This window comes from Pseudomonas wayambapalatensis (assembly GCF_049942315.1).
Lineage (GTDB): Bacteria > Pseudomonadota > Gammaproteobacteria > Pseudomonadales > Pseudomonadaceae > Aquipseudomonas > Aquipseudomonas wayambapalatensis.
The window spans coordinates 53,750-80,742 of record NZ_JBNFMU010000227.1 but is presented as its reverse complement, the minus strand read 5'-3'; the positions used below and the strand labels follow the sequence as shown (position 1 = coordinate 80,742).

Below are 26,993 nucleotides of genomic sequence, written 5' to 3'. Positions count from 1 at the left end.
GAATGGGATGGGAGTTCAGACGTGTGCTCTTCCGATCCAACGGATCTTCAATAATGTTGTTGTTTTGTTCGTGGGCACGCCCGCGAACAGAACAACCCCTCGCATCGGCCATAACTACCGCGTGAATGAAATATATTTAAAACTCCCCACGGCCTGCCCCTTTTCTAAACTTTGTTTCATCGAAAACCCTGCCAATCTCCCGTTCTATTCATCGTCCCCCAGGCATAAAGCGTGGAGAATGGCGCGCCGCTCGCCATGCCCGCTACCGGACCTGCGCCGCAACGAGTGGCGGTCGGCCCTGCGCTGCATGGCTGCGCCACTTTCAGCTTTGAACGGATAGGCAGTGCGCTAAACAGAGATTGTCTATCTGGGCAAGTTCTCAAGGCGAATAAGTCAGTCCCAACGAATGTCTCGAACCTACTGATGACTTTAAGTTCATTTCAACGTTTCGATGTCGCCACTTAACATTGAACTGCGGATGACTTACCCGTCTTGAGGAAATGTATGAACACGCACGCACCGATCACCTTTACCGCTACCCCCGAACGCATCCTGATTACCGGCGCCACGGGTTTCCTCGGCGGGTCGGTCGTCGCCCAGCTGATCGCCAATGGCCAAGGCCCGCAACTGGTATTCCTGGTCCGCGCCGAAAACGCCGGGCAAGGGCTTGAGCGCCTGCGCGACAACCTGCAGCAGCATGGCGTCAGCCAGGCCGAATGCCTGGTGCTGAATGCCGGGCAGATCATTTGCGGCGACTTCCTCGACACCTCCTGGCTGGAGCGCGAAACGCCGCGCCTGCTGGAGGTCGATCGGGTCATCAACTGTGCTGCCGTGGCGTCGTTCTCGAAGAACCCGGCCATCTGGCCGGTCAACGTCGAGGGCACCTTCGCCTTTGCCGAGGTGATGAGCCGCTCCAAGCGCCTCAAGCGCTTCCTCCACGTGGGCACCGCCATGTGCTGCGGCCCTGAGCGTGAATCGCCGATCAGTGAATCCTGGGAGTTTCCGGACGCTGAACAGCAACTGGTGGACTACACCGCCTCCAAGGCTGAAATCGAGCGACGCATGCGCGAGGAACTGCCGGCCCTGCCGCTGGTGGTGGCGCGCCCCTCGATCGTGGTCGGTCACCGCAGCCTGGGTTGCCAGGCCTCTGGCAGCATTTTCTGGGTGTTCCGCATGGGCTTCGCCCTGGAAAGCTTCACCTGTGGCCTCGACGAACAGATCGACGTGATTCCGGTGGACTACTGCGCCGAGGCGCTGATCGGCCTGACCCTCAAGCCGCGCCTGAGCCACGACCTCTACCACATCTCCGCCGGGCATGATTCGGCCTGTACTTTCGGCGAGATCGACCAGGCATTCGCCCTGGCCAACGGCGCCGCGCCGGTGGGCGAGCGCTACCGCAAGATCGATGTCGACAACCTCAAGGAACTGGCCGCCAGCTTCGAGTCGCGCATCGGCCCGGCCAACCCACGCCTGGTCCTGCGAGCCCTGCGCCTGTACAGCGGTTTTGCCGACCTGAACTACCTGTTCGACAACCGCCGCCTGCTCGATGAGGGCATTGCCGTGCCGCCGCGCTTCACCGACTACCTGGATGTGTGCGTGCGCTCCTCCAGCGGTGTGAGCATTGCCACCCAGATGCAGTGGGACTTCAAGTAAGCAGGCGCTTCGCGGGTGAGCCCTTCGCGGGCAAGCCCGCTCCCACGATTGAGCGGGAAAGCCAGTCGCTGCCCGCAAAACCTGAGCGGTGCAGTTCTGTAGGAGCGGGCTTGCCCGCGAAAAGCACACTGCGGTGGAGCATCGGCTTTGCCGCAGAGCCATAGTCCATGGCGCAGCGCTGCCTCAGAGCGTCACCAGCCCATGCTCCAGCGCGTACTTCACCAGTGCTGCTGGGGTATCGATATTCAGCTTGCGCCGGATGCTCAGCCTGAAGGTCTCCACCGTGCGCACGCTGATGCCCAGCTCCCGGGCCATCTCCTTGTTGTTGCTACCCCTGGCGATCATCGCCAGCACCTGCAGCTCGCGCGGGGTCAGGTCGTTCTCGTCGCGGCCGCTGCTGACCAGCTTGCGGGCAATTTCCGGGCTGTAGAAACTGCCACCGGCAGCAATCGCCTCGATCGCGGCAATCAGCTCGGTGGAGGGTGCGTTCTTCAGCACATAGCCCCTCGCCCCCGCTGTGATCGAGGTGCGCACGTACTCCTGGTTGTCGTACATGCTCAGCATCAGCACCCTGATGCCGGGGTACAAGCCACACAGGCGGCGGGTCAGCTCCAGGCCGTTCATGTCCTGCAGGCCAACATCCACCAGCAGGATATCCAGCTCCAGCGAGGCCACCAACTCAAGCGCCTGGGCGCCGGATTCGGCCTGGCCGACCACCTGGAAATGGGCAATTGCGCCCAGCAGTGCCTTGACGCCGTCGCGTACCAGCACATGGTCGTCGACCAAAGCAATGCGGATCGGTGTGGTGTCGCTCATGCAAGCCTCGGGTTGTTCATGGGTATCTGGACCTGCAGCTCGGTGCGTCCGGCAGACGACGCAATGCTGAAACTGCCCCGGTGATGCTCGACCCGCTCGCGCAGGTTGCGCAGGCCTATGCCGTGGCTTTCGTACGCGGCACTTGGGTCGAAGCCCATGCCGTTGTCCTCCACGCGCAGTACCAGCAACCCGTCGTGGGCAGAGATGGAAATGATCGCGACACTGGCCTTGGCGTGGCGGTCAACATTGGCCAGCGCCTCCTGGATGATACGGAACAGCGTCAACGAAAGCTCGGCATCCACCTCGATGTCCGTCAGCCCGCACTCGTACTGGGTACGGATGCCGGTGCGCTGCTCGAAATCGCGCACATGCTGGTCGATGGCGGGCGAAAGACCCAGGGTGTCGAGCAGCGAGGGGCGCAGGTCGTGGGAAATCCGCCGCACCTCGCCGATCGCCGAAGCCAGGCGAGTGGTGCCGTTGCGCAGGTTGTCCAGCCCGCCGGCACGACCGTTGTCGAGCTCCATCGCCGCGAGCTCGAACTGGAACTTGATCGACACCAGTTCCTGGCTGATGCCGTCGTGCAGTTCGCGCGCCACCCTCGAACGCTCCTCCTCCTGCAGATCGACGATACGCTGGTTCAGCGCCGACAGCTTGCGGTCGGCCAGGCGGTGTTCGCTGACGTTGAGCATCAGCCCACCGGCAAAGATCACCAGTACCGCCAGCAGCGAGAACGAGGCGATGGCCAGCACCGTGGTCAGCACGCCGGAGGCCACCTCCTGGCGCGACTTGAGCGTGGCCACCTCGACGTCGTCGATGTAGATGCCGGTGCCGAGCATCCAGCCCCAACGCTCGAGCATCACCACATAGGCCAGCTTGCCGGTGGACTGCCCGGTGGAGGGTTTCTGCCAGTCGTACAACTGGTAGCCGTCACCACGTTCGGCGCTCTTGAGCAGCGCCTGGATGACCAGCAGGCCCTTGTTGTCGGTCATGCCGATCAGGTCCTTGCCCACCAGTTCGGCCTGGCGCGGGTGCATCAGGCTCTTGCCGTGGCGGTCGTAGACGAAGAAGTAGCCGTCCAGGCCGAAGTTGGCCCGCGACAGGATCTGCAGGGCGCGCTGGCGAGTGTCGTCATCGTCGGCGCCGCTGTCGTACAACGGCGCGATCAGGCTCATGGCCAGGCCCAGGTAGTTCTTCAACTCGGCCTTCTTCGCCGCCATGATGCTGCTTTCCACCAGGCGCGCCTGGTCCTCCTCGAGCTTGCGGCTCTGGGCGAACACCAGGATGCAGATGAACAGCACCGAGACGATCAGCGGCAGGACACTGAGCGTGACGATCTTGTGCTTGAGTTGCATGGTCACTCCGGTTGCGGGGGCGGCGCGGCGCCAGCTTCGCCTGTGGCCCCGGCAAATGACAAGGGCGCCACGACAAGCGTGGCGCCCCTTTTACACGGCAAACACCTCAGCAGCAACGCGTCGGACGTCCGCTGGCACCGTTGTAGCGTGCATCCTGCCGCTCGCGGAAGAACGCCTTGCGGCTCATCACCGGCTCGCCCGGGTGCTGGGCCTGCATATGCGCGACGTAGGTGTCGTAGTCGGGCATGCCGACCAGCATGCGCGCAGCCTGCCCCATGCATTTGCCCATCTTGCTCAGTTTGCTCAACATCGCAGCGTTCCTCAGGCGTCGGGGATCGGCTGGAACGGCGACTCCTTGTCGCTGCGCTCAGGCTTGACCCAGGCGCGTCTGCCGACCTTCACCGCAAAGCACAGGATGCTCAGCACCACGAACAGGAACAACCCGGTCAGCACGGCGTTGGTGTAGGCGTTGAAGATCACGTGCTGCATCTGTGCCAGATCCTTGGCCGGTGCCAGCACCTGCCCGGCTGCTGCGGCATCGCTGTACTTGCGCGCCAGCGCCAGGAAGCCCATGCCCGGGTTGGGGTCGAACAGCTTGATCAGGCCCGCGGTGGTGGTGCAGATCAGCAGCCATACGGCAGGCAGCAAGGTGACCCAGACATACTGCTGGCGCTTCATGCGGATCAGCACCACCGACGCGAGCATCAGGGCGATGCCGGCCAGCATCTGGTTGGAGATGCCAAACAGCGGCCACAAGGTGTTGATGCCGCCCAGTGGATCGATCACCCCCTGGTACAGCAACCAGCCCCACATCGCCACGCAGCCGGCGGTGGCCACCAGGTTGGCGGTCCAGGAGTCGGTCTTTTTCAGTGCCGGCACGAAGTTGCCCAGCAGGTCCTGGAGCATGAAACGCCCGGCTCGGGTGCCGGCATCCACGGCGGTCAGGATGAACAACGCCTCGAACAGGATCGCGAAGTGGTACCAGAACGCCATGGTGTTCTCACCCGGCAGCGCCTGGTGCAGGATCTGCGCGATACCCACGGCCAGGGTCGGTGCACCACCGGCGCGGGCCAGGATCGAGTGCTCGCCGATGTCGGTGGCGGTCTGCTGGAGGATTTCCGGGGTGATGGTGAAGCCCCAGTTGCTGACGGTCTGCGCCACCGTGACCACATCACCGCCGACCACCGCGGCCGGGCTGTTCATGGCGAAGTACACGCCCGGCTCGATGACCGAGGCGGCAACCATGGCCATGATCGCCACGAACGACTCCATCAGCATGGCGCCGTAGCCGATGTAGCGGGCATGGCTTTCGTTGGCCAGCAGCTTGGGCGTGGTGCCGGAGCTGATCAGCGCATGGAAGCCGGACACTGCACCACAGGCGATGGTGATGAACAGGAACGGGAACAGCGCCCCCTTCCACACGGGGCCTGTCCCGTCGACGAATTGGGTGATGGCCGGCATCTTGAGCTCAGGCGCGATCACCAGGATACCGATGGCCAGCGCCACGATGGTGCCGATCTTGAGAAAGGTCGAGAGGTAGTCGCGTGGCGCCAGAATCAGCCAGATCGGCAGCACAGCGGCGACGAAACCATAGCCGATCAACATCCAGGTGATCTGCACGCCGGTGAAGGTGAACGCTGGGCCCCACACTGGATCCGCGGCAACCATGCCGCCGCCCCAGATAGAGGCAAGCATCAGTGCCACGCCGATCACCGAGATCTCGCCGATGCGACCCGGGCGCAGGTAACGCAGGTATACGCCCATGAACATGGCGATCGGGATGGTCGCCATCACCGTGAACATGCCCCACGGGCTCTCGGCCAGGGCCTTGACCACGATCAGCGAAAGCACCGCCAGGATGATGATCATGATCAGGAAGGTGCCGAACAACGCGATGGTCCCGGGGATCGAGCCCATTTCCTCGCGTACCAGGTCGCCCAGGGAGCGGCCATTGCGGCGGGTGGAGATGAACAGGACCATGAAGTCCTGCACGGCCCCGGCCAGCACTACCCCGGCAATCAGCCAGAGCGTACCGGGCAGGTAGCCCATCTGCGCGGCGAGCACCGGGCCGACCAGTGGGCCGGCGCCCGCGATGGCGGCGAAGTGATGGCCGAAGAGGATGTGCTTGTTGGTCGGTACGTAGTCCAGCCCGTCGTTGTGCAGCACGGCCGGGGTGGCGCGGGTGGAGTCCAGTTGCATCACCTTGTTGGCGATGAACAGGCTGTAGTAGCGGTAGGCAACGAGGTAGATGGCGACGGCTGCGGTGACGATCCACAGGGCGCTGATGGCTTCGCCCCTGCGCAACGCCACGGTGCCCAGCGCGAATGCGCCCAGCAAGGCAATGGCGAACCAGGCAATTCGGGTAGCCAGTTTGGTCATCGGGATTTCTCCTGTCGCGACGGGTGTGCCGGCGACGGTTTTTGTTTTTGTGGGTGCCCGGGTAGGGACGACGACACTCTCGGCGTACTGGGTCCACAAGAACATTCGCAGTACTACGCGTAAGTACTACGTAGAACTACGTAGAGGGGGGTGTCAGTGAGGGTTGCGGTGCGCTTTTCGCGGGCAGTGCCCCAATCCTCCGAGGCGGTTTCTGGCATTATTGGCACGAGTATTGATTAATGATTCCACAACGATTGTTGAACAATCATAAGTGGAGCGTACTTCATGTCCCGAGCAACAGCCCTCACCCTCGCCCTGACCCTCAGTGCCGCCGCACAGGCCGCCGACGGCACCTTGCAGTCCGATCGCCTGTCCATCGGCTCGGACCTCACCTACCCTCCCTACACGTACCTCGACCAGGGCAAGCCTGCCGGCTTCGATCCCGAGTTCATGACCCTGCTCGGCCAGCACCTCAAGCTCGCCCCCCAGTTCCAGGACACCCGCTTTGCCAACCTGGTGATGGGGGTCAACGCTCGACGCTTCGATGTGGTCGCCTCGGCCCTTTACGTCACCCCTGAGCGCGCGGCGCAGGTCGATTTCCTGCCCTACCTCAAGAGCGGTGCCTCGCTGATGGTGCGTGCCGATGACAGTTTCCGCCCGCAAGCGCCCCAGGACCTGTGCGGCAAGCGCATTGGCTCGATCAAGGGTGGGTCGTGGATTCCCAAGCTGATGGCGCTGTCCAAAAGCCACTGCGAGGCCAACGGCCAGGCGCCGATCGACTCGCGCGAATTCCCCACCTCACCGGAGGCGGCCCAGGCCCTGCTGGCCAAGGCGGTCGATGTGCAGTTCGAAGACGCCGCAGTGGCGGCCATCACCGCCGACAAGCTCAAGGGCCGAGTGGTGATCAGTTCCCACGAGCTGATCTACCCGGTGGTCATTGGCCTTGCCGTGCGCAAGGGCAACGATGCACTGCTCGGTGAACTGCGCCAGGGCTTCGAGGCCATGAAGCACAGTGGCGAATACCAGACGCTGTTGACTCGCTACAACCTCGGCGAGCCCAGCCCTGCCGAAGTGGCCCAGGCCCTGGGCCAGAATCCTCAAGCGAAAGCGCAGTAAGCAGGAGCGTCGAGCATGCAATTCGATTGGGATTATGCCGCCGGCCTGCTGGTCAACGGCGACTTCTGGAAGGCAGTCGGCACCGTGGTGGAGTTGAGCGTCGAGACCTGGCTGCTGGGCATCGTCTTCGGCTTTGTCCTGGCGCTGGCGCGGCAGTCGAGCAACCGCGCCCTGAACCGTGGCGCGGCACTGTACATCTGGTTCTTCCGCAGCCTGCCGCTGCTGGTGCTGCTGATCTTCGTCTACAACCTGCCCCAGGTCTTCCCGAGTACCAGCGTGCTGCTGTCCAACCCCTACGCCGCCGGCCTGATCGCCTTGGTGCTGAGCGAATCGGCCTATATCGCCGAGATTCATCGCGGCGGCCTGCTGGCAGTGGCCAAGGGGCAACTCGAGGCCGGCAAGGCGCTGGGTATCCGCTACACCGGTGTGCAGCGCCTGATCGTGATTCCACAGGCGTTGCGGGTGGCATTGCCGACCCTGGCCAACGAGTACATCACCATCGTCAAGCTGACCTCGCTGGTGTCGGTGATTTCGCTGTCGGAGATCCTGCTGGTCGGCCAGCAGCTGTACACGCAGAACTTCCTGGTAATGGAGACCATGCTCGCGGTCGCCTTCTACTATGTGCTGATCGTCACGGTGTTCAGTTACCTGCTACGTCGCCTGGAGCAGCACCTTGACGTCACCCGGCGCCAGCCCAAGGCCATTGCCGATGGCCCGGCGCAACCGGCGCCTGCCCGGCGCGAGACCGCACCCAGGCAGGGCGACTTCGCCCTGCGGGTGTTCGGCGCGCGCAAGCACTATGGTCAGCTGGAAGTACTCAAGGGCATCGACCTGGACATCCGCTTCGGCGAAGTAGTGTCGATCATCGGGCCTTCGGGGTCGGGCAAGACAACGCTGATCCGCACCCTGAACGGCCTGGAGGGCCTGGATCGTGGCCAGGTCGAACTGTGTGGCGCACCCTTCCTGCGCGGGCGTGACGAAGACGGCGGCAGCCTCGGCAATCGCTTGCACATGGAGGGCATCGTCCAGGTCGGCATGGTCTTCCAGGGTTTCAACCTGTTCCCGCACAAGACGGTGCTGGAGAACGTGATACTCGCCCCACGTCACCATGGCCATGCCAGCGACACCGACCTGCGCGCCTTGGGCTTGGCGCTGCTGAGCAAGGTCGGCCTGCGCGAGCATGCCGGCAAGTACCCGCACCAGCTCTCCGGCGGCCAGCAGCAAAGGGTGGCGATCGCCCGGGCACTGGCCATGCGCCCGCAGGTGATGCTGTTCGACGAGCCGACCTCGGCGCTCGATCCGGAACTGGTCGGCGATGTGCTCAAGGTGATCGAGGACCTCGCTCGCGAGGGCATGACCATGGTCATCGTCACCCATGAAATGAAATTCGCCTTCCAGGTCTCCGACCGCGTGGTGTTCATGGAGCGCGGAGAGATCATCCAGGCCGGTGCGCCGCGCGAGTTGCTCGACAACCGCAGCGAGCGCATGGGCCGCTTCCTCAAGGACGTGCAACTGGCATGAGCAGCAAAGTCCCGGAAAAGACCGGCGAAAGCCTGCCCCTGGCCGACCAGGTGGCCCTCGAACTGCGCGAAGACATCATCGGCGGCCGCCTGGTCTCAGGCATGCCGCTGGTCGAGGCAGAGCTCACCGGCCGCTACAACGCTTCGCGCAACACCGTACGCGAGGCCCTGCACCAGTTGGGTCACGAAGGTCTGACCACCTACGTGCGCAACAAGGGTGTGATGGTGCGCAGGCTGGGGGTCGCCGAGGTGCGCGATATCTTCCTGGTGCGCCGCACACTTGAGGTGCAGGCGATCCACGGCAGCAAGCCGCTGCGCGAATACCAGTCCGACCGCATGCTCGACGCCATCGAGGCGGCCGAACTTGCCCGTGATCGTGAAGACTGGCAGGCCTTCGGCACCCACAGCCTGCGCTTTCACCAGCACATCGTCGGACTGCTGCGCAGCCCGCTGCTGGATGCCTTCTTCACCAATATCGCTGCGCAGATGCGTCTGGTGTTCGCCGTTGCGCCCGATGAAAAGAACTTCCAGAGCCCGTGGCTGGAGCGCGACCGAGAGATCCACGACCTGCTCGCCGACGGCTTGCGTCACGATGCCGCCGAAGCCATGACCCGTTACCTGGACGACTCCGAGCACGCCCTGCTCGACCTGTTCAGCCATCCACCCCGTTCCTGAAACCGGAGACCTACCCATGTACAAGGATTATCCCGCCGCCTACCAGGTCAGCAAAGGCGCTGCCCTGCAGGTCGACAAGCCTTTCTATGACCGCGTGCGCGAGCGCCAGGATGCACGCACCCTGATCGAGCAGTTCGAAGTGCCGATCCGCACCGGCCGCGCCTGGAAGGTGCCGGCCGGCCATGTGTTCCGCGTCACCACCCCGGTCGGCCCGCAGGTCGGCGACTTCAACATCTGGAACGCCAACGACCCGCGCGAGCGCCTGTGGGCGGCCCGTACCCGCCAGCTGCAGGGTGCTCACGTCACCACCTACGACCGACTGTGGTCGAACCTGCCATTCCTGCGCCCGCTGGTAACCATCACCGACGACAGCCTGGCCGACTACGGCATCGACGAACACGGCGGACGCCTGCACGACCTGCTCGGCACCCGTTGCGACCCCTACGTGAACAAGATGCTCACGGGCGAGGACTTCCATCACCACTGCCACTCCAACCTCACCCGCGCCGTGTTGCCCCATGGGCTGACCGAGTTCGACGTGCACGATGTGCTGAACATCTTCCAGTGCACCGGCCTGAACCATGACGACATGTACTTCATGAAGGCCTGCCCGGCCAAGCAGGGTGATTACCTGGAGTTCTTCGCCGAAATCGATGTGCTGTGTGCGCTGTCGACCTGCCCGGGCGGCGACCTCTCACTGCCGATGTGGGGGCCTGAGGCACAGGACCCGCTGTCGGTCTGCCGACCGCTGGGGGTGGAAATCTACAAGCTCGACGACAGCCTGCTGGAGGGCTGGACGCAGCCCAAGCGCGCCAGCTACAACGGCATGCACGGGCTGGCGATCGGCAAGGCCGATTGGGAATGATCGGCTGAGCTGGAGGGCGGCGGTTCGCCGCCCCGACGTGCCCGCGAAAAGAACACCGCGGTGGAAGGCACCGGCTTCGCCGGTGATCGCGGGACTAGCCCGCTCCCACAGGTAACACCGCAGTATTCAGAAGTTGCGGAGCTCTTGTAGGGGTAACTTTCATGTTCAAAATCTAAAGGTCAGCCCAATCCCTGTGGGGGCGGCGGTTCGGCGCCCCGACTGGTCCCGCGAACACGGGCGTAGCCCGTGCCAGGCAGCGCGGTGTCTTTTTCAACGATCAGAAACCTGCTCCAGAAAGATCAAGCGCAGCGGCTCGCCCAACAGCATTTCGCTCTGCGCCGCAAACCGCTGGAAATACGGTGCGGCGAAATGCGCATCGAGCGCGGCCTGGTCGACGAACGCCTCGCGCATGTAGAACGTCCCCGGCTCATCCTTGCCCTCGAACAGCACATAATCCAGATTGCCCGGCTCCGCGCGGGTCGGTTCTATCAGTTCCAGCAACGCCTGCTTCAGTGCCAGCGCCCTGCCCTCGCGGGCCTTGAGCACTGCAATCGATACCAGCGGATTGTTCGTTATCTGCGCACCCATCGTCACATCTCCAACACGTTTGAGTTGCGCACAGTATTGCCGGGGCGATGGCCGGCAAACAGCCGCGCCGCCCGATAACACTTTCAACGCGATGCGGAAAATCGCTCAGGCCAGCGTTTGCTGCACCTGGTCAACGGTTCTCGCCAGGCTCTCCAGGTGCAGCCCCAGCACCCGCTCTACCGGTGCCTGGTCCAGTGGCCAGTGCAAGGCGATGCTCCCCGCCAGCCGTCCTTGCGTGTGGACCGGCAAGGCGATGGCGCGGATCAGGAACGGTAGCCGCACCGGATACTCCCAGTAACCTTCCGTGCGCCGGGCAAAACCTTGCTGTGTCTCGTCCTCGATGCCGCGCAGCAGTGTGTCGTCCCCCAGGTGCGCATGCTCGGCCAGGCGCTCGACCTCATGCTGCTCCAGCTCGCCCAGGCAGGCGCGCCCCATCGCCGAGTGGAACAGGCTGGCGTGGTGGCCGACGATCTGGCAGTTGTTCGGGTAGCGCTTGCGCAAGACCTGGGGAATCGCGCTCTCCATCACTTCCAGGCGCTGGCCGTCGAAGCATGACAAGTCGGCCACCAACCCGGTGCGCTCGCTGAGCTCCAGCAACAGGGGCGCGGCGCTTTCGACCATCTGCCGCTTGAACCGCAACTGGCCGTCGCCGAACAGGCGCCGCGCGCACAGACGGTAGCGGCGGTCGCTCAGGCCCCGGTAGGTCCAGCCCTGCTCCTGCAAGGTGGCGAGCATGCGCGATACTGTGGCCTTGGGTAACGCCGTCAGGTAGTGCAGCTCCTCCAGCCCAAGGGCCTGGTGCTCACCCAGCAATTCGATGATCGTCAACGCCCGCTCGACCGATCGCACGCCACCGCCGTCCCCATTGCCGCTCATGTTCGCCTCCGTGTCTGCACCAGGATCGTCACATTGCCCAGCAAGATATGCGCCTGCAAGGGCTTCAGCGCGCCAGCAGGCTCGGCGGCGGGTAGCGCTCGACCCAGCGGGTCAGTTGCTCGTGGGCATAGGCCAGGCGCAGCACCGCCTGATCGGCCTGGGCCGGGCCGATGATCTGCATCCCCATCGGCAGGCCCTGTGCATTGAAACCGACCGGAACGCTGATGCTCGGCAACCCGGCCAGGGTCGGGCCGATCACCACCTCCATCCAGCGGTGATAGGTGTCCATCGCCCGCCCGCCAACGACCTGCGGCCAAGGTTGCTGTGCGTCGAAAGGAAACACCTGGGCCGAGGGCAGCAGCAGGAAGTCGTAACGCTCGAACAGCCCTGCCATCGCCCGGTACCAGTCGCTGCGCGCCAGCGACGCCTGGTAGAGTGCAGCGGCGCTCAGTTGCAGGCCGCCCTCGACCTCCCACTGCGCCTCCGGCTTGAGCAATGCGCGCCGACTCGGGTCGGCGTAGGCCGCTGCGAGGTTGCCGTGCACCAGAAAGTGGCGATGGGTCAGCCAGCATTGCCAGAGGCGCTCCAGCGGGTAGTCCGGCTGACAGGCCTCGACCTTGCACCCCAGGTTCTCGAAGTCGCTCAATGCGGTTTCGCACAGGCTCAGCACGCCATCGTCCATGGGCAGGTAACCGTTGTAGTCGCCCAACCAGCCGACCCGCACATCGGTGAAGTCCTGTCGCAGGTCCGCAGCGAAATCCTGCATGCCATCGTTGATGGACAGCGGCACCCGCGCATCGAAGCCCGCTTGTACCGACAGCAGCCGGGCCAGGTCGGTGACGCTGCGCCCCATCGGGCCCTCGGTGGCGAGTTGCTGGACGAACATCTCCGGCGCCGGACCGTGCGGCACGCGGCCCTGGGACGGGCGCAGGCCAAACACATTGTTGAACGCCGCCGGGTTGCGCAACGAGCCCATCATGTCGCTGCCATCGGCCACGGGCAGCAGGCGCATGGCCAGTGCCGCAGCGGCCCCGCCGCTGCTGCCGCCGGCTACCCGGCTGGGGTCGTAGGCGTTGGTGGTGGTGCCGAACAGCGTGTTGTAGGTCTGCGAGCCGAGGCCGAATTCCGGCACGTTGCTCTTGCCGAGGATGATCGCGCCGTTGCGCCGAACCCGCGCCACGCTGATGGCGTCCTGCTGCGGCACCTGCTCGGCGAACAGCGGCGAGCCCAAGGTGGTACGAAGGTCAGCCGTGGCGGCCAGGTCCTTGATGGCCTGGGGCATGCCATGCATCCAGCCGCGGGACTGGCCGCGGTCGAGCTCGCGGTCGCGTGCGTCGGCCTCCCTGAGCAGTTGCTGTGCCGGACGCAGCGACACCAGGGCGTTGACCTGCGGATTGACCCGCTCGATGTGCGCAAGGTAGGCCTGCATCACCTCGCGGCAGGACACCTGGCGAGCATGGATCGCCCGGGACAGGTCGCTGGCATCCAGCGCGACGACAGGGTCGAGATCTAGCGGTTTCACGGTTTTACTCCAAGTTCAAGGACGGCAGGCGCGCGTGGCCGCACGGCTTCTTTCAGACAATAGGTGCCCAGCAGTGTCAGCACGCAGGCGAACAGCACGTAGAACGACGGCGCCACGGGCGTGTTCAAGACTTTGGTCAGCCAGGTGACGATCAGCGGCGCGAAGCCGCCGAACAGCATCACTGCCACGTTATACGCCACCGACACCCCCGTTGAGCGGACTGCGATGGGGAACTGCTCGGCCAGCGCCGTGGGTGCCGGCCCATAGAAACCACCGATCATGCTGCACAGCGCCAGTTGCATCACCAGCAGGCGCTCGACCGACGGTGCCGCGGCGACCCACAGGTGCAGCGGGTAGACCATCAGGAAAAAGCCCAGGGTGAAGGCCATCAGCACCGGCCTGCGGCCGATACGGTCGGACAGCGCGCCGGAGAACGGAATCACCACCGTCATCAGGCCCACCGCGAGCATCTGCACCAGCAGCACCTGGTCCAGTGGTAGCCCCAGACTCTTGTGGGCGAAAGTCGGCATGTTCACCAGCACCACATAGAAGGAAACGGTCGCGCCGCTGGCCAGGCCCATGGACACCAACAGCGCCCGGCGATGCGTACGCAGCACCTGCCACAGGCTTGGGGCCTGGTCCTTGGCTTGTTTGCGCGCCTCGAGAAACTCCTCGGGCTCCTGCATGTGCTTGCGAATCCACAGCCCCACCGGGCCGATCAGCAAGCCGAACACGAAAGGAATCCGCCAGCCCCAGGCGTCCAGCGCCTCGGCTGAACACAGGTGGGTGACCAGCGCGACCATCGACGCCCCGGTAAAAACCGCCAGGCATTGCCCGACCAGTTGCCAGGAGCCGTACAGCCCCTTGCGGTGCGCCGGCGCGCTCTCCACCAGAAATGCCGTGGCACTGGCATATTCACCGCCCGTGGCGAAGCCCTGCAGCATGCGCGCGACCACGATCAGCAAGGGCGCGCCCATGCCGATGGCCAGGTAGTTGGGGGCGAAGGCGATCATCGCGATGGACAGGGTCATCAGGCGAATGATCAGTTGCATGGCCGCCTTGCGCCCCTTGCGGTCGGCGTAGATACCCAGCAATACCCCGCCCACCGGGCGCATGAAGAATCCGACGCCGAAGGTCGTCAGGGCCATCAGCAGCGAGGCGTAGTCATCGTCGGAGGGAAAGAACTGACGAGCGACGATGCTGGCCAGAAAGCCGTACACGATGAAGTCATACCATTCCAGCGCATTGCCGATGACGGCGGCGACCACTTGCCGGGTGCGCGATGCGCCTGCATTCGTAGCGTGCATGGGAAATTCTCCAGAAACCAGATGTGAGGAACGCCCGCAGGAATGCGGGCTCCAGCGGCAGTCAATGAAGAAGCGCTCAGGCCGGGGCGAGCCAACGCTCGGTGAGCGCGCTCCAGTAGGCGGCCCCGGTCAGCAGGATGTCGTCGTTGAAGTCGTAGGCGGGGTTGTGCACCATCGGCCGATCCACGCCGTTGCCGATGAACAGGTACGCGCCGGGGCAGCGTTGCAGCATCCAGGCGAAGTCCTCGCTGCCCATCAGCTTGCGGGTATTGCCATCGACGGCCGCCTCCCCGAGCAGCTCGATGCCGACCTGGCGGGCGAAGGCGTTTTCGGCGGCATGGTTGATCAGCACCGGATAAGCCGGGCGGTGTTCGATGCTCACGCTGCAGCCAAAGCTCTTGGCCTGGGCGCGGATGATCGCCTGTACGCGCTCCAGGGTCAGGCGCCTGACCTCGGCGTCGAGCGCACGCAGGCTCAAGCGCAACAGGGCCTGCTGCGGTATGACGTTGGCCGCCTCGCCAGCCTGCAGCGCACCGACAGTGACCACGGCGGCTTCCTGGGCATCGATATTGCGCGCCACCACGGTCTGCAGCGCCATCACCACACTGGCGGCAGCAACCAACGGGTCGACGGTCAGGTGCGGCATCGAACCATGACCACCGACGCCCTCCAGGATGACGGTCAGCAGGTCCTGGGAAGCCATCATCGGTCCTTCGCGAAAGCCCAGGTGCCCGGCGGCCAGCCCCGGCATATTGTGCATGCCGAACAGCGCATCGCAGGGGAAACGCTCCAGCAGGCCATCGGCGAGCATCGCCTCGGCCCCGCCCTGCCCCTCCTCGGCCGGCTGAAAGATCAGTGTCAGGGTGCCGTCGAAGCGCCGGGTCGCCGCCAGGTAGCGAGCAGCGCCGAGCAGCATCACGGTATGTCCGTCGTGTCCGCAGGCATGCATGCAGCCTGGGTGTCGGCTGCTGTAGGCCGCGCCCGTGGCCTCGACGATCGGCAGCGCATCCATGTCGGCGCGCAGCCCCAGGCGGCGCGTGCTGCTGCCGTTGCGCAGCACGGCGACCACGCCGGTGCGGCCGATCCCGGTGTGGACCTCGTAACCCCACTCGCGCAGGGCCTGGGCGACCAGTGCCGAGGTGCGGTTTTCCTCGAAGCCCAGTTCCGGGTGGGCGTGGATATCCTGGCGCAGTGCATGAAGTTCGCCGGCAACGTCGGCGAGCCAGGCCAGGATGTGCGGGTGCTTGGATGGGTTCATCGGCATCTCCTCGCGCGGGTTGCAGTCCCGCTTTTGTTATTCGCTCGGGGATTGCGGCACGAGAGGCAGGCCGCACGTGCTGTCAGATAAACCCGACGGCGCGACGCCGACAATCGAATGTGGTTCCGCCCTGTGGAACCCAACCTGCAGCCTGGCGGAAAGCGGCCATGAGGTGCCTGCAGGGCTGGATGGATCAAGGGCTGATCGAACGCACTGCACCGGAGCATCTGCTGCTGTTCATCTGGTCGACGATCCTGGCCCACGTGCGCTTTGCCACCGTGCCGCAGCTGGGCAAGTGAACTGGCCGGTGGAAGATGCCAAGGGGCAGGCACTGGTGCAGATGCTCACGCGCATGGTGCTCGGAAGCGTTTGCCAGCGTGCCGGAATAGAAGCGCCTTTGAACCCGAAGACGCCACTATGGCAACCCGCAGTCGGCGAATCGTTATAACCAATAATCTATAGCGAACCACCCTGCAGTACGTTCATCAACCGCTCCGCCAGCTCGTCCGCCTGCGATTCCTCGGCCAGTGCCTGCACCCCTACCCCGTGCCTGGATAAAAACGCCTGTTGTGCCAGCACCGGCACTTGCTGCGCATGGGGAACCAGCAACCAGGCTGCCGAGGGCGCGATATCATCGCAGCGCAGGCTGTCGTGATAGATGTGCGCCGAACTCATCGCTTCGAGTATCACGTCGCGGCTGGTGCTGTATTTCGCATCCAGCACCACCAACCGGGTTTGGCCTGGTCTACGCAGGATCACCGTGATATCCGGGCGGCGCTCTTTCGACAGGCTCGCACGCCCGTCGCTTGGCGTTTGGTCGACAGCGGGAAAGCGGGCCTGAAGACGGATCTCTAGCGTGGTTTGCAGACCTTCGCCATGCCAACAAATATGATCTCTGGCAGTACTGCGCCTGGTCCATTGCAATTGGGGATGGCGAGCCCTCAGCCGCTCCACCAGTACCAGATAACACCAGCGCTCGTAGATCTCCCAGGTGGGGCTGACCCACAGCGACTCATCCCCTGCTCCCGTAACGCCTGGGCGCAGTGCCTGCCAGGTAAGGCGATAAGCGCGGGCATAGGCCGGATGGGCACTGATTGCATTCAGTCCGGCGGCGCAAAGTCGGCGTTGACTGAGATTGGCGAACAGGGGAAGGCGCGCTGTACGCTCAAGCCTTGCGCGCAGAGCATCGAGATAACCGATTCGACGCTGTATCCGCGGCGCGAGCACTGAACGGGTACTGCTCTCGCGCTCCAACAGGGCCGCCCGCTGCAGTTCGCCGCGCACCTGGACACAGCGGCGAAGCAATTTGTGGAGCATCAAGGCCAAGGCCTGGTTGGCTGGATTGTCGTAACTGTCGTAAGGCGTTCTGACTTCCAGCCCGATGCGGCTTGGCTGCGGGCGCTCAAGGCTGTCGGGATGAAGCAGCGCACGTCCGTTCGGGCTCATCAGGGCCTTGCGTAGCGCGACGCTATCGACACGCTTGACCCGATGTGCCGGCACCACATCGTGCGTTCTGTGCAGCCGTGACAGTGGCCGATCACTGACCAGCCTGAATGCTGCCAGCACGCTGTCGGCATGGCGGCGCAGCCGTGCATAGCGCAGGTGCGGATCGGTCCAGGCCATCTGCTCGCCGATGCGCGTCTGCCCCGCCTCATTGCCCAGCAGCAACCCGGGGTCGACGTCGAACAGGTGATCGAGCATCGCCTTGAATTGTTCGCCGCCCAGTTTTTCCGGGTGCGCACTGACATCGAGACGGTAGCGCTCCAGCAAGCCGCCGTCTTCGGCCATCAGCTCGACGTTTACCTGGCCGGCATAGAAACCCGGCGACCATTGCCAACTGGTATGAGCGCTCTGGATCGAAGCTGCCAGCGGCATGTCATCGACGTACAGAAAGCGCCCGGACGGTGCAGTGAAGGTGTAGGTGCCACGCTCGACAAAGCCCTGTGCCAGGACATCGGGCTCGACCGCAAAGGTTTCGCCACCTTCCACAGTGCACTGCAGCATGATCCTGGTCATCGCCAGAACCGGGCCGAGCCGCTATGGCTCAGGTCATCCAGCATGTCGCCGACCTTGGCGGCGCACAGCGGCAATCGGGCGGCCCGCAGAGCGCGTTGCAGTTTGTCGAACACCTCCGTCAGTCGCGGGCTGTCCTCACCGCGCAGTTTGGGCAGGATCCGCGAGTAGATGGCCTGGTCCAGCGCCTGGTCGAATGTCAGGAGTTTGCCGCGCTCGGTCTGCTCCAGGTAACCGATAATCGCTTGCAAGGTTCTCCAGCCAAAGTGCAGGCGCACCGGTCGCAACAGTTGCGCCAGCTCGGTGATCACCGTTCGAACCCGGCTCACTTGCTCGCTGCCGAGTCGGCTCTGGCTCCAGCCTGCGTAGGCCTGGACATCGATATCCCAGAACTCGATGACAGCCGCTCGGTCAAGAATCTTGTCGCTCAGCCCATGGGTGGTCTCATCCATGTTCACCGTACCGATCAACAGCAGATTGCTCGGGTACGGCAACCTGTCGGGCACACCGGCCACTTCGTCAGGCTCATTGTGCAAAACGATTGCATCGCCGGTTTCCATGGCCGAAAGCAAGGCAGCCATGTACTGCTCTGGATGCGCCAGGTTCATTTCGTCCAGGACCAGGGTATAGGGGCGCAAAGGGTCGCTGGCCGCCTGCAGCAGAAACTCCAGTGCAGGGGTACGTACATAATGGTCGGTATCCAGCGGATTGACATAACCCAGCAAGCTGGAGTCGTCGTGCCAGCCGGGCTGCACGGGCACTACCAGGGTGCCCTGCTTCGCTGCTTGCATATCGTTCCACAGGCTCAGCCCATAGTTGCGCGCAAGCTGCGTCTTGCCGGCACCGCTCAGCCCGGTCAGTACCGCGAAGTGCCGACGCGGGTGTGACCACAGCCCTGCATCGAGCTGGGCAATGAGGGTCGCGGGGAAGCTCAGCTGGGGATCGAAGCGCTCGATGATCTGCGTGAGGCTCGGGCGCTCCTCGGCGACATCCTCCACCTCGTCCTCATCGTCCATGAATTCGGTCAGGTCGACAGGGTCGGCGTCACTCGGCAGTGCAAGTGGATTCCAGATCACCAGTTTCTGCCATTGCCGGCCTCGTTCGCTCAACTGCATCTTCTTGCCGGTGAAATCCACCAGTTGCAGCTTTGGCATCCAGGAAATCAGCGCGCTGGGGCGGCCGTCCGAGGTCCAGGCGCGATTGAGGGTTTTCAGGGCATCGATTGCCTGGCGCCTGGACATGGATGTTTTAGCCAGTTCGCAGAGCAGGAAGTCGAAGCCCAGGATGCGGGTGAGCATCCAGTCCTGCACCTCGTCCGGATCGCCGGACTCCAGCAGCGCCTCTCCTCGCGCGGTGAGTTCCAGGCCCCCGGCAACCGCCTTGATCACGTCCCACTCTGCGATCAACGCATAGATGAGCCCGCGCGGAGCATCGGGTTTTGCCTTGGGGTTGAGCGTCTGCAAGTGCACGGTGAAGTCTTCCCGGCTGCAGCCATCACCGACGAACTCGATCATCGAGCGGATCGCCCCAAGACCGCCGGCGATAGGCTGCATACCTCGGCGGCGCCGTTCCGGTGCAAGTGGGTTGAGCTGCAGTACGCCCGATGCCGAGCGCACTTGCGTCGCTTCGCTGTTGGCGCTGCGCAACTCCTCCACCAGCAACCAGGGCAGAGTCAGGCGCTTCACACCTTCTTCGCTGCGAGGCTCGTTGATGGGCCCCAGGACCTCGGTCAGGCGCTCGAGCACATCTTCCTGAAGATGTACGAGCGAGGCATTGTGGTGCTTGATGCCCAGTGCCTTGGCCAGTTCGCTCAGGCTGCGATACGCCGCGACGGTGCTGAATGCGCCTGGGCACAACAAGGTGAAGATTCGACTGAGTTTCAACCGTGGCGTACGCCCGGTACGTTCGGTGGCCTTATGGAGGATTTCGTTCCAGCTCTTGTGCAGCTTGGCGCTACGCTGATGGCTGTCTTCAGCGAGCCATGACTGATAGTCGCAGCGCAACGTCCAGAGCGACTCTGCGATCTCTGGGTCATTTGCGGCCGCTGCAATCTTCACGCTGCCCGACCCAGTCGTAGTGACCGCCTCGCTCTCCCACAGGCTGAGCTGAAACGCAGGGTCGATGAACGCCTCGCGGCTCATGTTCGCGATGTCGTTCATCCCGCTTAGCACGTTGTCGACCCATTGCTGATTGCCTTGTGTCGAGGCGACGCTTGCCAGCAGATCCTCGCAGATCCGTTTCAGTTGCTCGTTGTCTGTCAGGTCCCGTGACATGGCTACTCTCCTGGGCGGGGCATGGGGCACGAAGGCGATGGGGGCGGATAGTAGCTCATAGCCACTCTCGCGGCATCAGGGGCGGTCTACACTTCCCAGGCTTCGTAACACTCGCCAAGTCTCTGGAGGTGTCCCATGAGCAATCCCACCCAAACCACGTCATTCAGCGGCTGGGCCGCCACCGCGCCGGGAGCGCCGCTGCAGCGGCACAGCTATGATCCCGGCCCGCTGGCCGCTGACGAGGTACAAGTCGCTGTCGAGTACTGCGGCGTCTGCCATTCCGACCAGTCGATGATCGACAACGAGTGGGGGCTGACCCAGTACCCGTTCATTCCGGGCCACGAGGTGGTCGGGCGCATCGAGCAGGTCGGCGATCGGGTGACCGGGCTGCAGGTTGGCCAGCGGGTCGGGATCGGTTGGTACAAAGGCAGTTGCATGCACTGCGCGCCGTGCATGGAGGGCTCGCACAACCTGTGTGGTTCGGCCCGACCGACGATCATCGGCAGCAACGGCGGTTTCGCCGACCGCCTGCGCGCGCACTGGGCGTGGGCCATCCCGCTGCCGGACGGCCTCGACCCTGCCCTTGTCGGTCCCCTGTTCTGTGCCGGTTCGACGGTGTTCAACCCACTGCTGTCATTCGGCGTCAAACCCACCGATCGCGTCGGGGTGGTCGGCATCGGCGGGCTGGGGCACCTGGCGCTGAAGTTTCTCAATGCCTGGGGCTGCGAGGTGACCGCGTTCACCTCATCCTTGAGCAAGCAGGATGAAGCCCGGCGCCTGGGGGCGCACAAGGTGGTGGCCTCCACCGACAGCCAGGCGCTCAAAGCCATTGCTGGCACCCTCGATTTCCTCCTGGTGACTGCCAATGCCGACCTGGACTGGACCGCCATGATCGGCACCCTCGGTACCCGAGGTCGGGTGAACTTCGTCGGTGTGGTACCCGGGGCTATCCCGGTGCACGTGTTCAACCTCATGCTCCAGCAGAAGAGCCTGTCTGCCTCGCCGGTCGGCTCCCCGGCGGCGATGGCGAAAATGCTCGAGTTCTGTGCACGCCACCAGATCGTGCCCCAGGTCGAACAGTTCGCGATGAGCCAGGTCAATGCGGCGATCGACCATCTGCGCAGCGGCAAGGCGCGCTACCGGGTAGTACTCGACGCCAGTCGCTGAAACAAAGCGGTGTCATTGACGCAGAGGATGATCGACAATGTCGCGGCCGCAGGCTCAGCCCTGCGGCCAGACAAGAACAACCGGACCGCCTGCCGTCATGACGCTCTTCTACCTCAAGCTCGTTGTCACTCCCCTTCTGATGTGGGCTGTCTCCCTGGCCTCGCGGCGCTGGGGAGGGCTGCTCGGCGGCTTGCTCTCCGGCATGCCGATCACCTCGGCGCTGGTCATGATCTTCCTGTGCCTGGAACAAGGCACCGCCTTCTCCCTGAACGCCATACCGGGCGCACTCGGCGGGCTGGCAGCGGTCCAGGCCAGCTATGCCTGCTACCTGTTCGCCAGCCGCAGGCTTGGCGTGGCGCTCACGGCATTGGTGTCGCTCGCGCTGTACGGCGTGGCAGCCTATGTACTGACCCATTGGGGCAATCTGCCGGTTTCGATCGTTGTCGCCCTGTGCCTGGTGGTGCTGCTGGTCTGGGCCACGGCCCGCGAGCCACGCCCGGCGCAGCTTGCGCAGATCAGGCCGCGCTGGTGGGAAATCCCCATGCGCATGGTCGCTGCAACTAGTCTGCTGATGCTCACCACAGGCGCGGCGAGCTGGCTGGGGCCTGCCGTCAGCGGCATGCTCGCGCCGATTCCGGTGATCGCCTGGCCACTGGTGGTGTTCTCCCATGTCCAGGGTGGGCGTTTCTCCATGGCCGGGATGATCCGCGGCAACGCCATCGGTGCCGTCGGGGTGATTGCCTTCTACCTGAGCCTCGGCGCGCTGCTGCCGCACCTGGGTATCGCTCTGACCTTCCTGCTCGCCGTGGGGCTGGCGGTGGTGCTGACCGTGGGGTTGGCGACTGTGCTGCGCTCGCGCACGGCATCAACGGGCAAGTAAGGGCGTCTGGCCATGCAATTGAACAACCTCATCCGTCGTCTTGACCTGGTGACCTTGCAGTTGTTCGTCGCCATCCACGAGGAAGGTAGCCTGACCCGTGCCGCCGCGCGCGAGTCGATCGCATTGTCGGCGGCAAGCAAGCGCCTCAATGAGCTGGAAGCAGCGCTCGGCTCGCCGCTGTTCGCCCGCCAGGCCCGTGGCATGAGCCTGACCCCGGCCGGGGAAACCCTGCTGCACCACGCCCGGCGCATGCTGTTCAACCTGGAGAAGATCGGCCTGGAACTGGGCGAGCACTTGCAGGGAGTGCGCGGCTACGTGCGCATGCTCGCCAACCTGTCGGCGATCATCCAGTTTCTGCCTGAAGACCTGGCGCTGTTCGCCGCGCAACACGAACGGATCAAGGTGGACCTGGAGGAGCGCCCCAGCAATGGCGTGATCCAGGGGTTGCTCGATGGCGTGTCGGACCTGGGTATCTGCTCCAGCGACAGCGACACCCGCGACCTGCTCAAGGTGCGCTACAGACGCGACCAGTTGGTGCTGGTGGTGCGTGAAGGGCATCCGTTGGCGCACCAGGCGCAGGTGGACTTCGCCGAAACCCTGGACAACGACTTTGTCGGCCTGCACTCGGCGAGCTCCATCAACATGCGTACCCACGAGGCCGCTCGCCGCGCCGGGCGGGTTTTGCGCCTGCGTATTCACGTACCCAGCTTCGATGCGGTGTGCCGCATGGTGCAGGCTGACATGGGTGTGGGGATCCTGCCGCGCAAGGCCTTCGAGTTGTTTGGCGGTGCGCTGGGGTTGTGTGCGGTGGCGTTGAGCGACGAATGGGCCGAGCGTGAGCTGCTGCTGGTGGCGCGGGACCTTGAGTCGCTGTCGCCGGTGAGCCGGTTGCTGTTCGAGCATTTGCGCGCGGCTGAGCCTGGCGGCTGAGGGGTGTCGCCCCTACCCTTCGCATTTGGCGAACGGTTGTTGCCGACACAGGATTGGTGCGTTCCCGGCGCCAGTCGTAGCCTCTGCCTCAAAGTCCAAGAACAAAGAGGTACGCAACATGCCTGCCCCGCTACAAGGCATCAGGGTCCTGGAAATAGGCACGCTGATCGCCGCCCCCTTCGCCGCTCGCCTGCTCGGTGAGTTCGGTGCCGAAGTCATCAAGATCGAAGCACTGGGCCAGGGCGATCCACTTCGCAAGTGGCGAAAGCTGCACGACGGCACCTCGCTATGGTGGTACTTGCAGTCGCGTAACAAGAAGTCGCTGGCCCTCGACCTGAAGGCCGCTGAAGGCCTTTCCATCGTCAAGCGCCTGCTGGCCGACACCGACGTGCTGATCGAGAACCTGCGCCCCGGCGCGCTGGAAAAGCTCGGCCTTGGCTGGGATGTGCTGCACGCGCTCAATCCACGCCTGACCCTGGTGCGTATCTCCGGCTATGGCCAGAGCGGCCCATATCGCGACCGGCCTGGCTTCGGTGCAATCGGCGAGGCAATGGGCGGTATTCGCTACACCACGGGTGAACAGGGCTCGGCACCGGCGCGGGCAGGCGTCAGCCTGGGCGACTCGCTGGCCTCGCTGCACGCGGTGATGGGCGCCTTGCTCTCGCTGTTCAATGTGCGTGCCAATGGCGGTGTCGGCCAGGTGGTCGATGTATCGCTGGTGGAAAGCGTGTTCAACCTGATGGAAAGCCTGGTGCCGGAGTACGACCTGCTGGGGCATGTGCGTGAACGCAGCGGTGGTGCCCTGCCCGGCATCGCGCCGTCGAACACCTACCGCACCGCCGACGGCGCGTTCGTGGTGATCGCCGGCAACAGCGACCCGATCTTCCGCCGCCTGATGCAGGCCATCGGCCGACCAGACCTGGGCGAGGCCGAGGCCTTTGCCCATAACGATGGTCGCGCCGCGCAATCGGCTCAGCTCGACGATGCCATCGAGGACTGGACCCGCCGCCACCCGATCGACCAGGTACTGGCCACGCTGGAAGCCGCCGAGGTCCCGGCCGGGCGCATCTATTCGGTTGCCGACATCGTCAACGACCCGCACTACCAGGCCCGCGACATGCTGCTGGACAGCCAGTTGCCCGACGGCACCCCGGTGCGCATGCCGGGTATCGTGCCGAAGCTGTCGGCCACGCCTGGCCGTGTCGACTGGCAAGGCCCGGCGCTGGGCGAGCACACCGATGCACTGCTGGCCGGGCTGGGCTTGAGCCCCGATGAAGTCATCGGCCTGCGGGCCAAGGGGGTGGTGCAATGACCGATAACCACACAGACAGGCTGGTGGTGCAGGAAGTTGCCCCGCGTGACGGCCTTCAGATCGAACCGACCTGGGTGCCGACCGAAGACAAGATCCGCCTGATCGATGGCTTGTCCAAGCTCGGATTCAGCCGCATCGAAGCAGGCTCGTTCGTTTCGCCCAAGGCCATCCCAGCGTTGCGCGATGGTGACGAGGTGTTCCGTGGCATCCAGCGTCAGCCGGGTGTGGTCTATGTCGCCTTGATCCCCAATCTCAAAGGCGCAGAACGGGCACTGGCTGCTGGGGCCGACGAGCTGAACCTGGTGCTGTCGGCCAGTCAGTCGCACAACCTGGCCAACATGCGCATGCGCCGCGAACAGTCGCTGGCGGGCTTTGGCGATATCGTCCAGGCCGTGCAAGGTCAGGCAGTCAGCCTCAACGCCAGTGTCGCCACCGCGTTTGGCTGCCCGTTCGAAGGTCGCGTCGAGGAAGACCTGGTGCTGCGCCTGCTCGACGCCTACCTGGAGCTGGGGGTACAAGGCGTGACCCTGGCCGATACCACCGGCATGGCCAATCCGCGTCAGGTCGCGCGTCTGGTGCGGCGCAGCCTTGAGCGCCTGCCGGCGTCGATGCTCACGTTGCACTTTCACAACACCCGTGGCTTGGGCCTGTGCAATGTGCTGGCGGGCTACGAGGCCGGTGCGCGGCGCTTCGATGCCGCGCTCGGCGGGCTGGGCGGCTGCCCGTTCGCGCCGGGGGCATCGGGCAACATCTGCAGCGAGGACCTGGTCAACCTGTGCATCGAGGTGGGCATCCCTACCAGCATCGACCTCGACGGCCTGCTGAAGATGTCGCGCACCCTGCCTGCGTTGCTCGGCCACGAGGTGCCGGGGCAACTGGTCAAGGCAGGACGCAATTGCGACCTGCACCCGCTGCCGGCCGGTCTGCCCGGCTGACTCTTCGTCACAGCCAAGGGGCCGCGGCCCCGCCAGACAACAAGAACAACAAGGCCGCCCACAGGGCGGCCCGACTGGAGAACATCAATGAGTCTTTCCGCCCTGCCGCTGGGTGCCGCCGATGGCGCCGACAGCGAAAAAGCCCTGGTCCGCAAGGTTGCCTGGCGCCTCATGCCGTTGATCATGGTGTGTTACCTGTTCGCCTTCTTCGACCGCATCAACATCAGTTTCGCCAAGTTCCAGCTGCAGACCGACCTTGGTTTCAGCGACACCGCCTACGGCCTGGGGGCGAGCCTGTTCGTGGTCGGCTACGTGCTGTTCGAGGTGCCGAGCAACCTGATGCTGTACAAGGTCGGCGCCCGTCGCTGGATCGCGCGGATCATGATTTCGTGGGGCCTGGCCACCGCTGCCATGGTGTTCGTCACCAGCGAATGGCAGTTCTACGCCCTGCGCTTCATCATCGGCGCCATGGAAGCCGGTTTCGCTCCCGGCGTGCTGTACTACCTGACGCTGTGGTTCCCGCAGCATTTCCGTGGCCGCATCACTTCGCTGCTGTTCCTGGCATCGGCCTTCGCCGGGCTGTTCGGTGCGCCGTTCTCGGGCCTGGTACTCGGTCATCTTGACGGCGTCATGCAGATGCGCGGCTGGCACTGGCTGTTCCTGCTTGGCGGCCTGCCCTGTGTGCTGCTTGGGTTGCTGGTGCTGACCCAGCTCAAGGACCGCATCGAAGACGCCGGCTGGCTCAGCGACGGGGAAAAACAGTTGCTGCGCTCACGCATCGAGCCGGCGCAGGCCGCCCATGGGCAGGGTTCGTTGCTCCAGGCGATCCGCATTCCTGGTTTTCTGATGCTCGGATTGATCTACTTCCTGATTCAGATCGCCTCCTACGGCCTGAATTTCTGGGCACCTCAGCTGATCCGCAGTGCAGGCACGGAAAACCCATCGATGATTGGCCTGCTGACGGCAGTGCCCTATATCTGCGGGGCAATTACCATGGTGGTGTGCGGCCGGTGGTCGGATGCGACCGGCGAGCGGCGTTGGTTTACCGCCGGGTTGATCAGTCTTGGCGCCGTAGGGTTCCTGTGCGCTGGGCTGTTCGATGACCACACGCCCTTGTTGATCGTCTCCCTTGGTCTGCTGGGCGCGGGTGTAGTGGCGGCCATCCCGAGCTTCTGGGCGCTGCCGCCGAAGTTGCTGGCCGGCGCAGGCGCCGGGGCTGCCGGTGGCATCGCGCTGATCAACACACTGGGGCAATTGGGTGGGATCGTCAGCCCGGTACTGGTCGGGCGTATCCGCGATCTGTCGGGCAGCACCACGCCAGCGCTTTACCTGATCGCAGCCACGAGCCTGGTGACTGCTGTGCTGTTGCTGTTTGCCCTGCCGGAAAAACTGCGTACACGGGACTTGCCGAAAAACTGAGGGCATTCGATTGCCAGGCCCGCGACCATCGCGTGCCCGGCAACCGAAGAAGCAGCAAAAGCAAGGCGACCAACGGTCAAACATCTGATTGTTGTTAATCCTGAGAAAATCCTGGCCCTCCATCCTCTTTCCATCGG

23 protein-coding genes are annotated in these 26,993 nt (G+C 64.3%); 12 read left to right on the top strand and 11 right to left on the bottom strand.

Going from position 1 to position 26,993, the window contains the following annotated elements:
- The first annotated feature begins 504 nt into the window (after positions 1-504).
- Complete coding sequence (gene cprA / locus ACPZMI_RS21685; RefSeq protein WP_426353038.1) at positions 505-1,653, top strand: cationic peptide resistance protein CprA; 1,149 nt, start codon at positions 505-507, stop codon at positions 1,651-1,653.
- 183 nt (positions 1,654-1,836) lie between these two features.
- Here cprA and ACPZMI_RS21680 read toward each other — a convergent pair whose 3' ends face one another.
- The 4 genes from ACPZMI_RS21680 to ACPZMI_RS21665 all read right to left on the bottom strand — a co-directional run bounded on the left by ACPZMI_RS21680 (position 1,837) and on the right by ACPZMI_RS21665 (position 6,200).
- Entirely contained in the window at positions 1,837-2,469 is a 633-nt protein-coding gene (locus ACPZMI_RS21680; RefSeq protein WP_186664663.1) for a response regulator, read from the bottom strand.
- Complete coding sequence (locus ACPZMI_RS21675; RefSeq protein WP_426353037.1) at positions 2,466-3,821, bottom strand: cache domain-containing protein; 1,356 nt, start codon at positions 3,819-3,821, stop codon at positions 2,466-2,468. Before ACPZMI_RS21675 ends, ACPZMI_RS21680 begins: the two co-directional genes overlap by 4 nt.
- 106 nt (positions 3,822-3,927) lie before the next feature.
- Positions 3,928-4,131: a YbdD/YjiX family protein gene (locus ACPZMI_RS21670; RefSeq protein ID WP_186709207.1), complete on the bottom strand. Its 204-nt coding sequence runs from the start codon at positions 4,129-4,131 to the stop codon at positions 3,928-3,930.
- A gap of 11 nt (positions 4,132-4,142) precedes the next feature.
- Positions 4,143-6,200 carry a carbon starvation CstA family protein gene (locus ACPZMI_RS21665; protein WP_186664658.1) on the bottom strand — a complete coding sequence of 686 codons (2,058 nt, stop codon included), beginning with the start codon at positions 6,198-6,200 and terminating at the stop codon, positions 4,143-4,145.
- Positions 6,201-6,485: 285 nt separating this feature from the next.
- Here ACPZMI_RS21665 and ACPZMI_RS21660 point away from each other — a divergent pair, with 285 nt between their 5' ends.
- From ACPZMI_RS21660 to ACPZMI_RS21645, 4 genes are read left to right on the top strand one after another with little or no spacing between them, the layout of a single operon-like run.
- Positions 6,486-7,316, top strand: coding sequence for a transporter substrate-binding domain-containing protein (locus tag ACPZMI_RS21660; protein WP_186719376.1), 831 nt, complete (start codon positions 6,486-6,488; stop codon positions 7,314-7,316).
- 15 nt (positions 7,317-7,331) lie between these two features.
- Positions 7,332-8,837 (top strand): amino acid ABC transporter permease/ATP-binding protein, encoded by a 1,506-nt coding sequence (locus ACPZMI_RS21655; RefSeq protein WP_426353036.1) that lies wholly within the window; start codon positions 7,332-7,334, stop codon positions 8,835-8,837.
- Positions 8,834-9,511 carry a GntR family transcriptional regulator gene (locus ACPZMI_RS21650; protein WP_186709200.1) on the top strand — a complete coding sequence of 226 codons (678 nt, stop codon included), beginning with the start codon at positions 8,834-8,836 and terminating at the stop codon, positions 9,509-9,511. The genes ACPZMI_RS21655 and ACPZMI_RS21650 overlap by 4 nt, the downstream gene beginning before the upstream one ends.
- A 16-nt stretch (positions 9,512-9,527) precedes the next feature.
- On the top strand, positions 9,528-10,376 hold the full coding sequence (locus tag ACPZMI_RS21645; protein ID WP_426353035.1) for an urea carboxylase-associated family protein: 849 nt from the start codon (positions 9,528-9,530) through the stop codon (positions 10,374-10,376).
- A 270-nt stretch (positions 10,377-10,646) separates the two neighbouring features.
- On the opposite strand, the gene ACPZMI_RS21640 is transcribed toward ACPZMI_RS21645, so the two are convergent.
- The 5 genes from ACPZMI_RS21640 to ACPZMI_RS21620 form a co-directional block, all read right to left on the bottom strand.
- Positions 10,647-10,964 carry a putative quinol monooxygenase gene (locus ACPZMI_RS21640; RefSeq protein ID WP_426353034.1) on the bottom strand — a complete coding sequence of 106 codons (318 nt, stop codon included), beginning with the start codon at positions 10,962-10,964 and terminating at the stop codon, positions 10,647-10,649.
- Positions 10,965-11,069: 105 nt separating this feature from the next.
- A complete protein-coding gene (locus ACPZMI_RS21635) occupies positions 11,070-11,840 on the bottom strand; it encodes an IclR family transcriptional regulator (RefSeq protein WP_186664647.1) in 771 nt (256 codons plus the stop codon).
- A gap of 64 nt (positions 11,841-11,904) precedes the next feature.
- Positions 11,905-13,362: an amidase gene (locus ACPZMI_RS21630; RefSeq protein WP_426353033.1), complete on the bottom strand. Its 1,458-nt coding sequence runs from the start codon at positions 13,360-13,362 to the stop codon at positions 11,905-11,907.
- Complete coding sequence (locus ACPZMI_RS21625) at positions 13,359-14,669, bottom strand: citrate-proton symporter (RefSeq protein ID WP_426353032.1); 1,311 nt, start codon at positions 14,667-14,669, stop codon at positions 13,359-13,361. The genes ACPZMI_RS21630 and ACPZMI_RS21625 overlap by 4 nt, the downstream gene beginning before the upstream one ends.
- Before the next feature lie 76 nt (positions 14,670-14,745).
- Complete coding sequence (locus ACPZMI_RS21620; protein WP_238348320.1) at positions 14,746-15,927, bottom strand: M20 aminoacylase family protein; 1,182 nt, start codon at positions 15,925-15,927, stop codon at positions 14,746-14,748.
- 167 nt (positions 15,928-16,094) lie between these two features.
- Here ACPZMI_RS21620 and ACPZMI_RS21615 point away from each other — a divergent pair, with 167 nt between their 5' ends.
- Complete coding sequence (locus ACPZMI_RS21615; RefSeq protein ID WP_186664640.1) at positions 16,095-16,226, top strand: TetR family transcriptional regulator C-terminal domain-containing protein; 132 nt, start codon at positions 16,095-16,097, stop codon at positions 16,224-16,226.
- Positions 16,227-16,383: 157 nt separating this feature from the next.
- Here ACPZMI_RS21615 and ACPZMI_RS21610 read toward each other — a convergent pair whose 3' ends face one another.
- Together ACPZMI_RS21610 and ACPZMI_RS21605 are read right to left on the bottom strand one after the other, a co-directional pair.
- Positions 16,384-17,943 carry a DUF2357 domain-containing protein gene (locus ACPZMI_RS21610; protein ID WP_426353031.1) on the bottom strand — a complete coding sequence of 520 codons (1,560 nt, stop codon included), beginning with the start codon at positions 17,941-17,943 and terminating at the stop codon, positions 16,384-16,386.
- A complete protein-coding gene (locus ACPZMI_RS21605) occupies positions 17,940-20,213 on the bottom strand; it encodes an McrB family protein (RefSeq protein WP_426353030.1) in 2,274 nt (757 codons plus the stop codon). Before ACPZMI_RS21605 ends, ACPZMI_RS21610 begins: the two co-directional genes overlap by 4 nt.
- Positions 20,214-20,348: 135 nt before the next feature.
- Between ACPZMI_RS21605 and ahr the strand changes: the two genes are divergently transcribed.
- The 6 genes from ahr (at position 20,349) to ACPZMI_RS21575 (ending at position 26,856) form a co-directional block, all read left to right on the top strand.
- On the top strand, positions 20,349-21,380 hold the full coding sequence (gene ahr, locus ACPZMI_RS21600; protein WP_186709186.1) for an NADPH-dependent aldehyde reductase Ahr: 1,032 nt from the start codon (positions 20,349-20,351) through the stop codon (positions 21,378-21,380).
- 97 nt (positions 21,381-21,477) lie between these two features.
- Complete coding sequence (locus ACPZMI_RS21595; RefSeq protein ID WP_186709185.1) at positions 21,478-22,260, top strand: hypothetical protein; 783 nt, start codon at positions 21,478-21,480, stop codon at positions 22,258-22,260.
- 12 nt (positions 22,261-22,272) lie between these two features.
- Entirely contained in the window at positions 22,273-23,190 is a 918-nt protein-coding gene (locus tag ACPZMI_RS21590) for a LysR family transcriptional regulator (RefSeq protein WP_426353029.1), read from the top strand.
- Between the two features lie 118 nt (positions 23,191-23,308).
- Positions 23,309-24,502: a CaiB/BaiF CoA transferase family protein gene (locus tag ACPZMI_RS21585; protein WP_426353028.1), complete on the top strand. Its 1,194-nt coding sequence runs from the start codon at positions 23,309-23,311 to the stop codon at positions 24,500-24,502.
- Entirely contained in the window at positions 24,499-25,437 is a 939-nt protein-coding gene (locus ACPZMI_RS21580) for a hydroxymethylglutaryl-CoA lyase (protein ID WP_186719397.1), read from the top strand. The genes ACPZMI_RS21585 and ACPZMI_RS21580 overlap by 4 nt, the downstream gene beginning before the upstream one ends.
- Before the next feature lie 87 nt (positions 25,438-25,524).
- Positions 25,525-26,856, top strand: coding sequence for an MFS transporter (locus ACPZMI_RS21575; RefSeq protein ID WP_186664628.1), 1,332 nt, complete (start codon positions 25,525-25,527; stop codon positions 26,854-26,856).
- Positions 26,857-26,993: the final 137 nt, after the last annotated feature.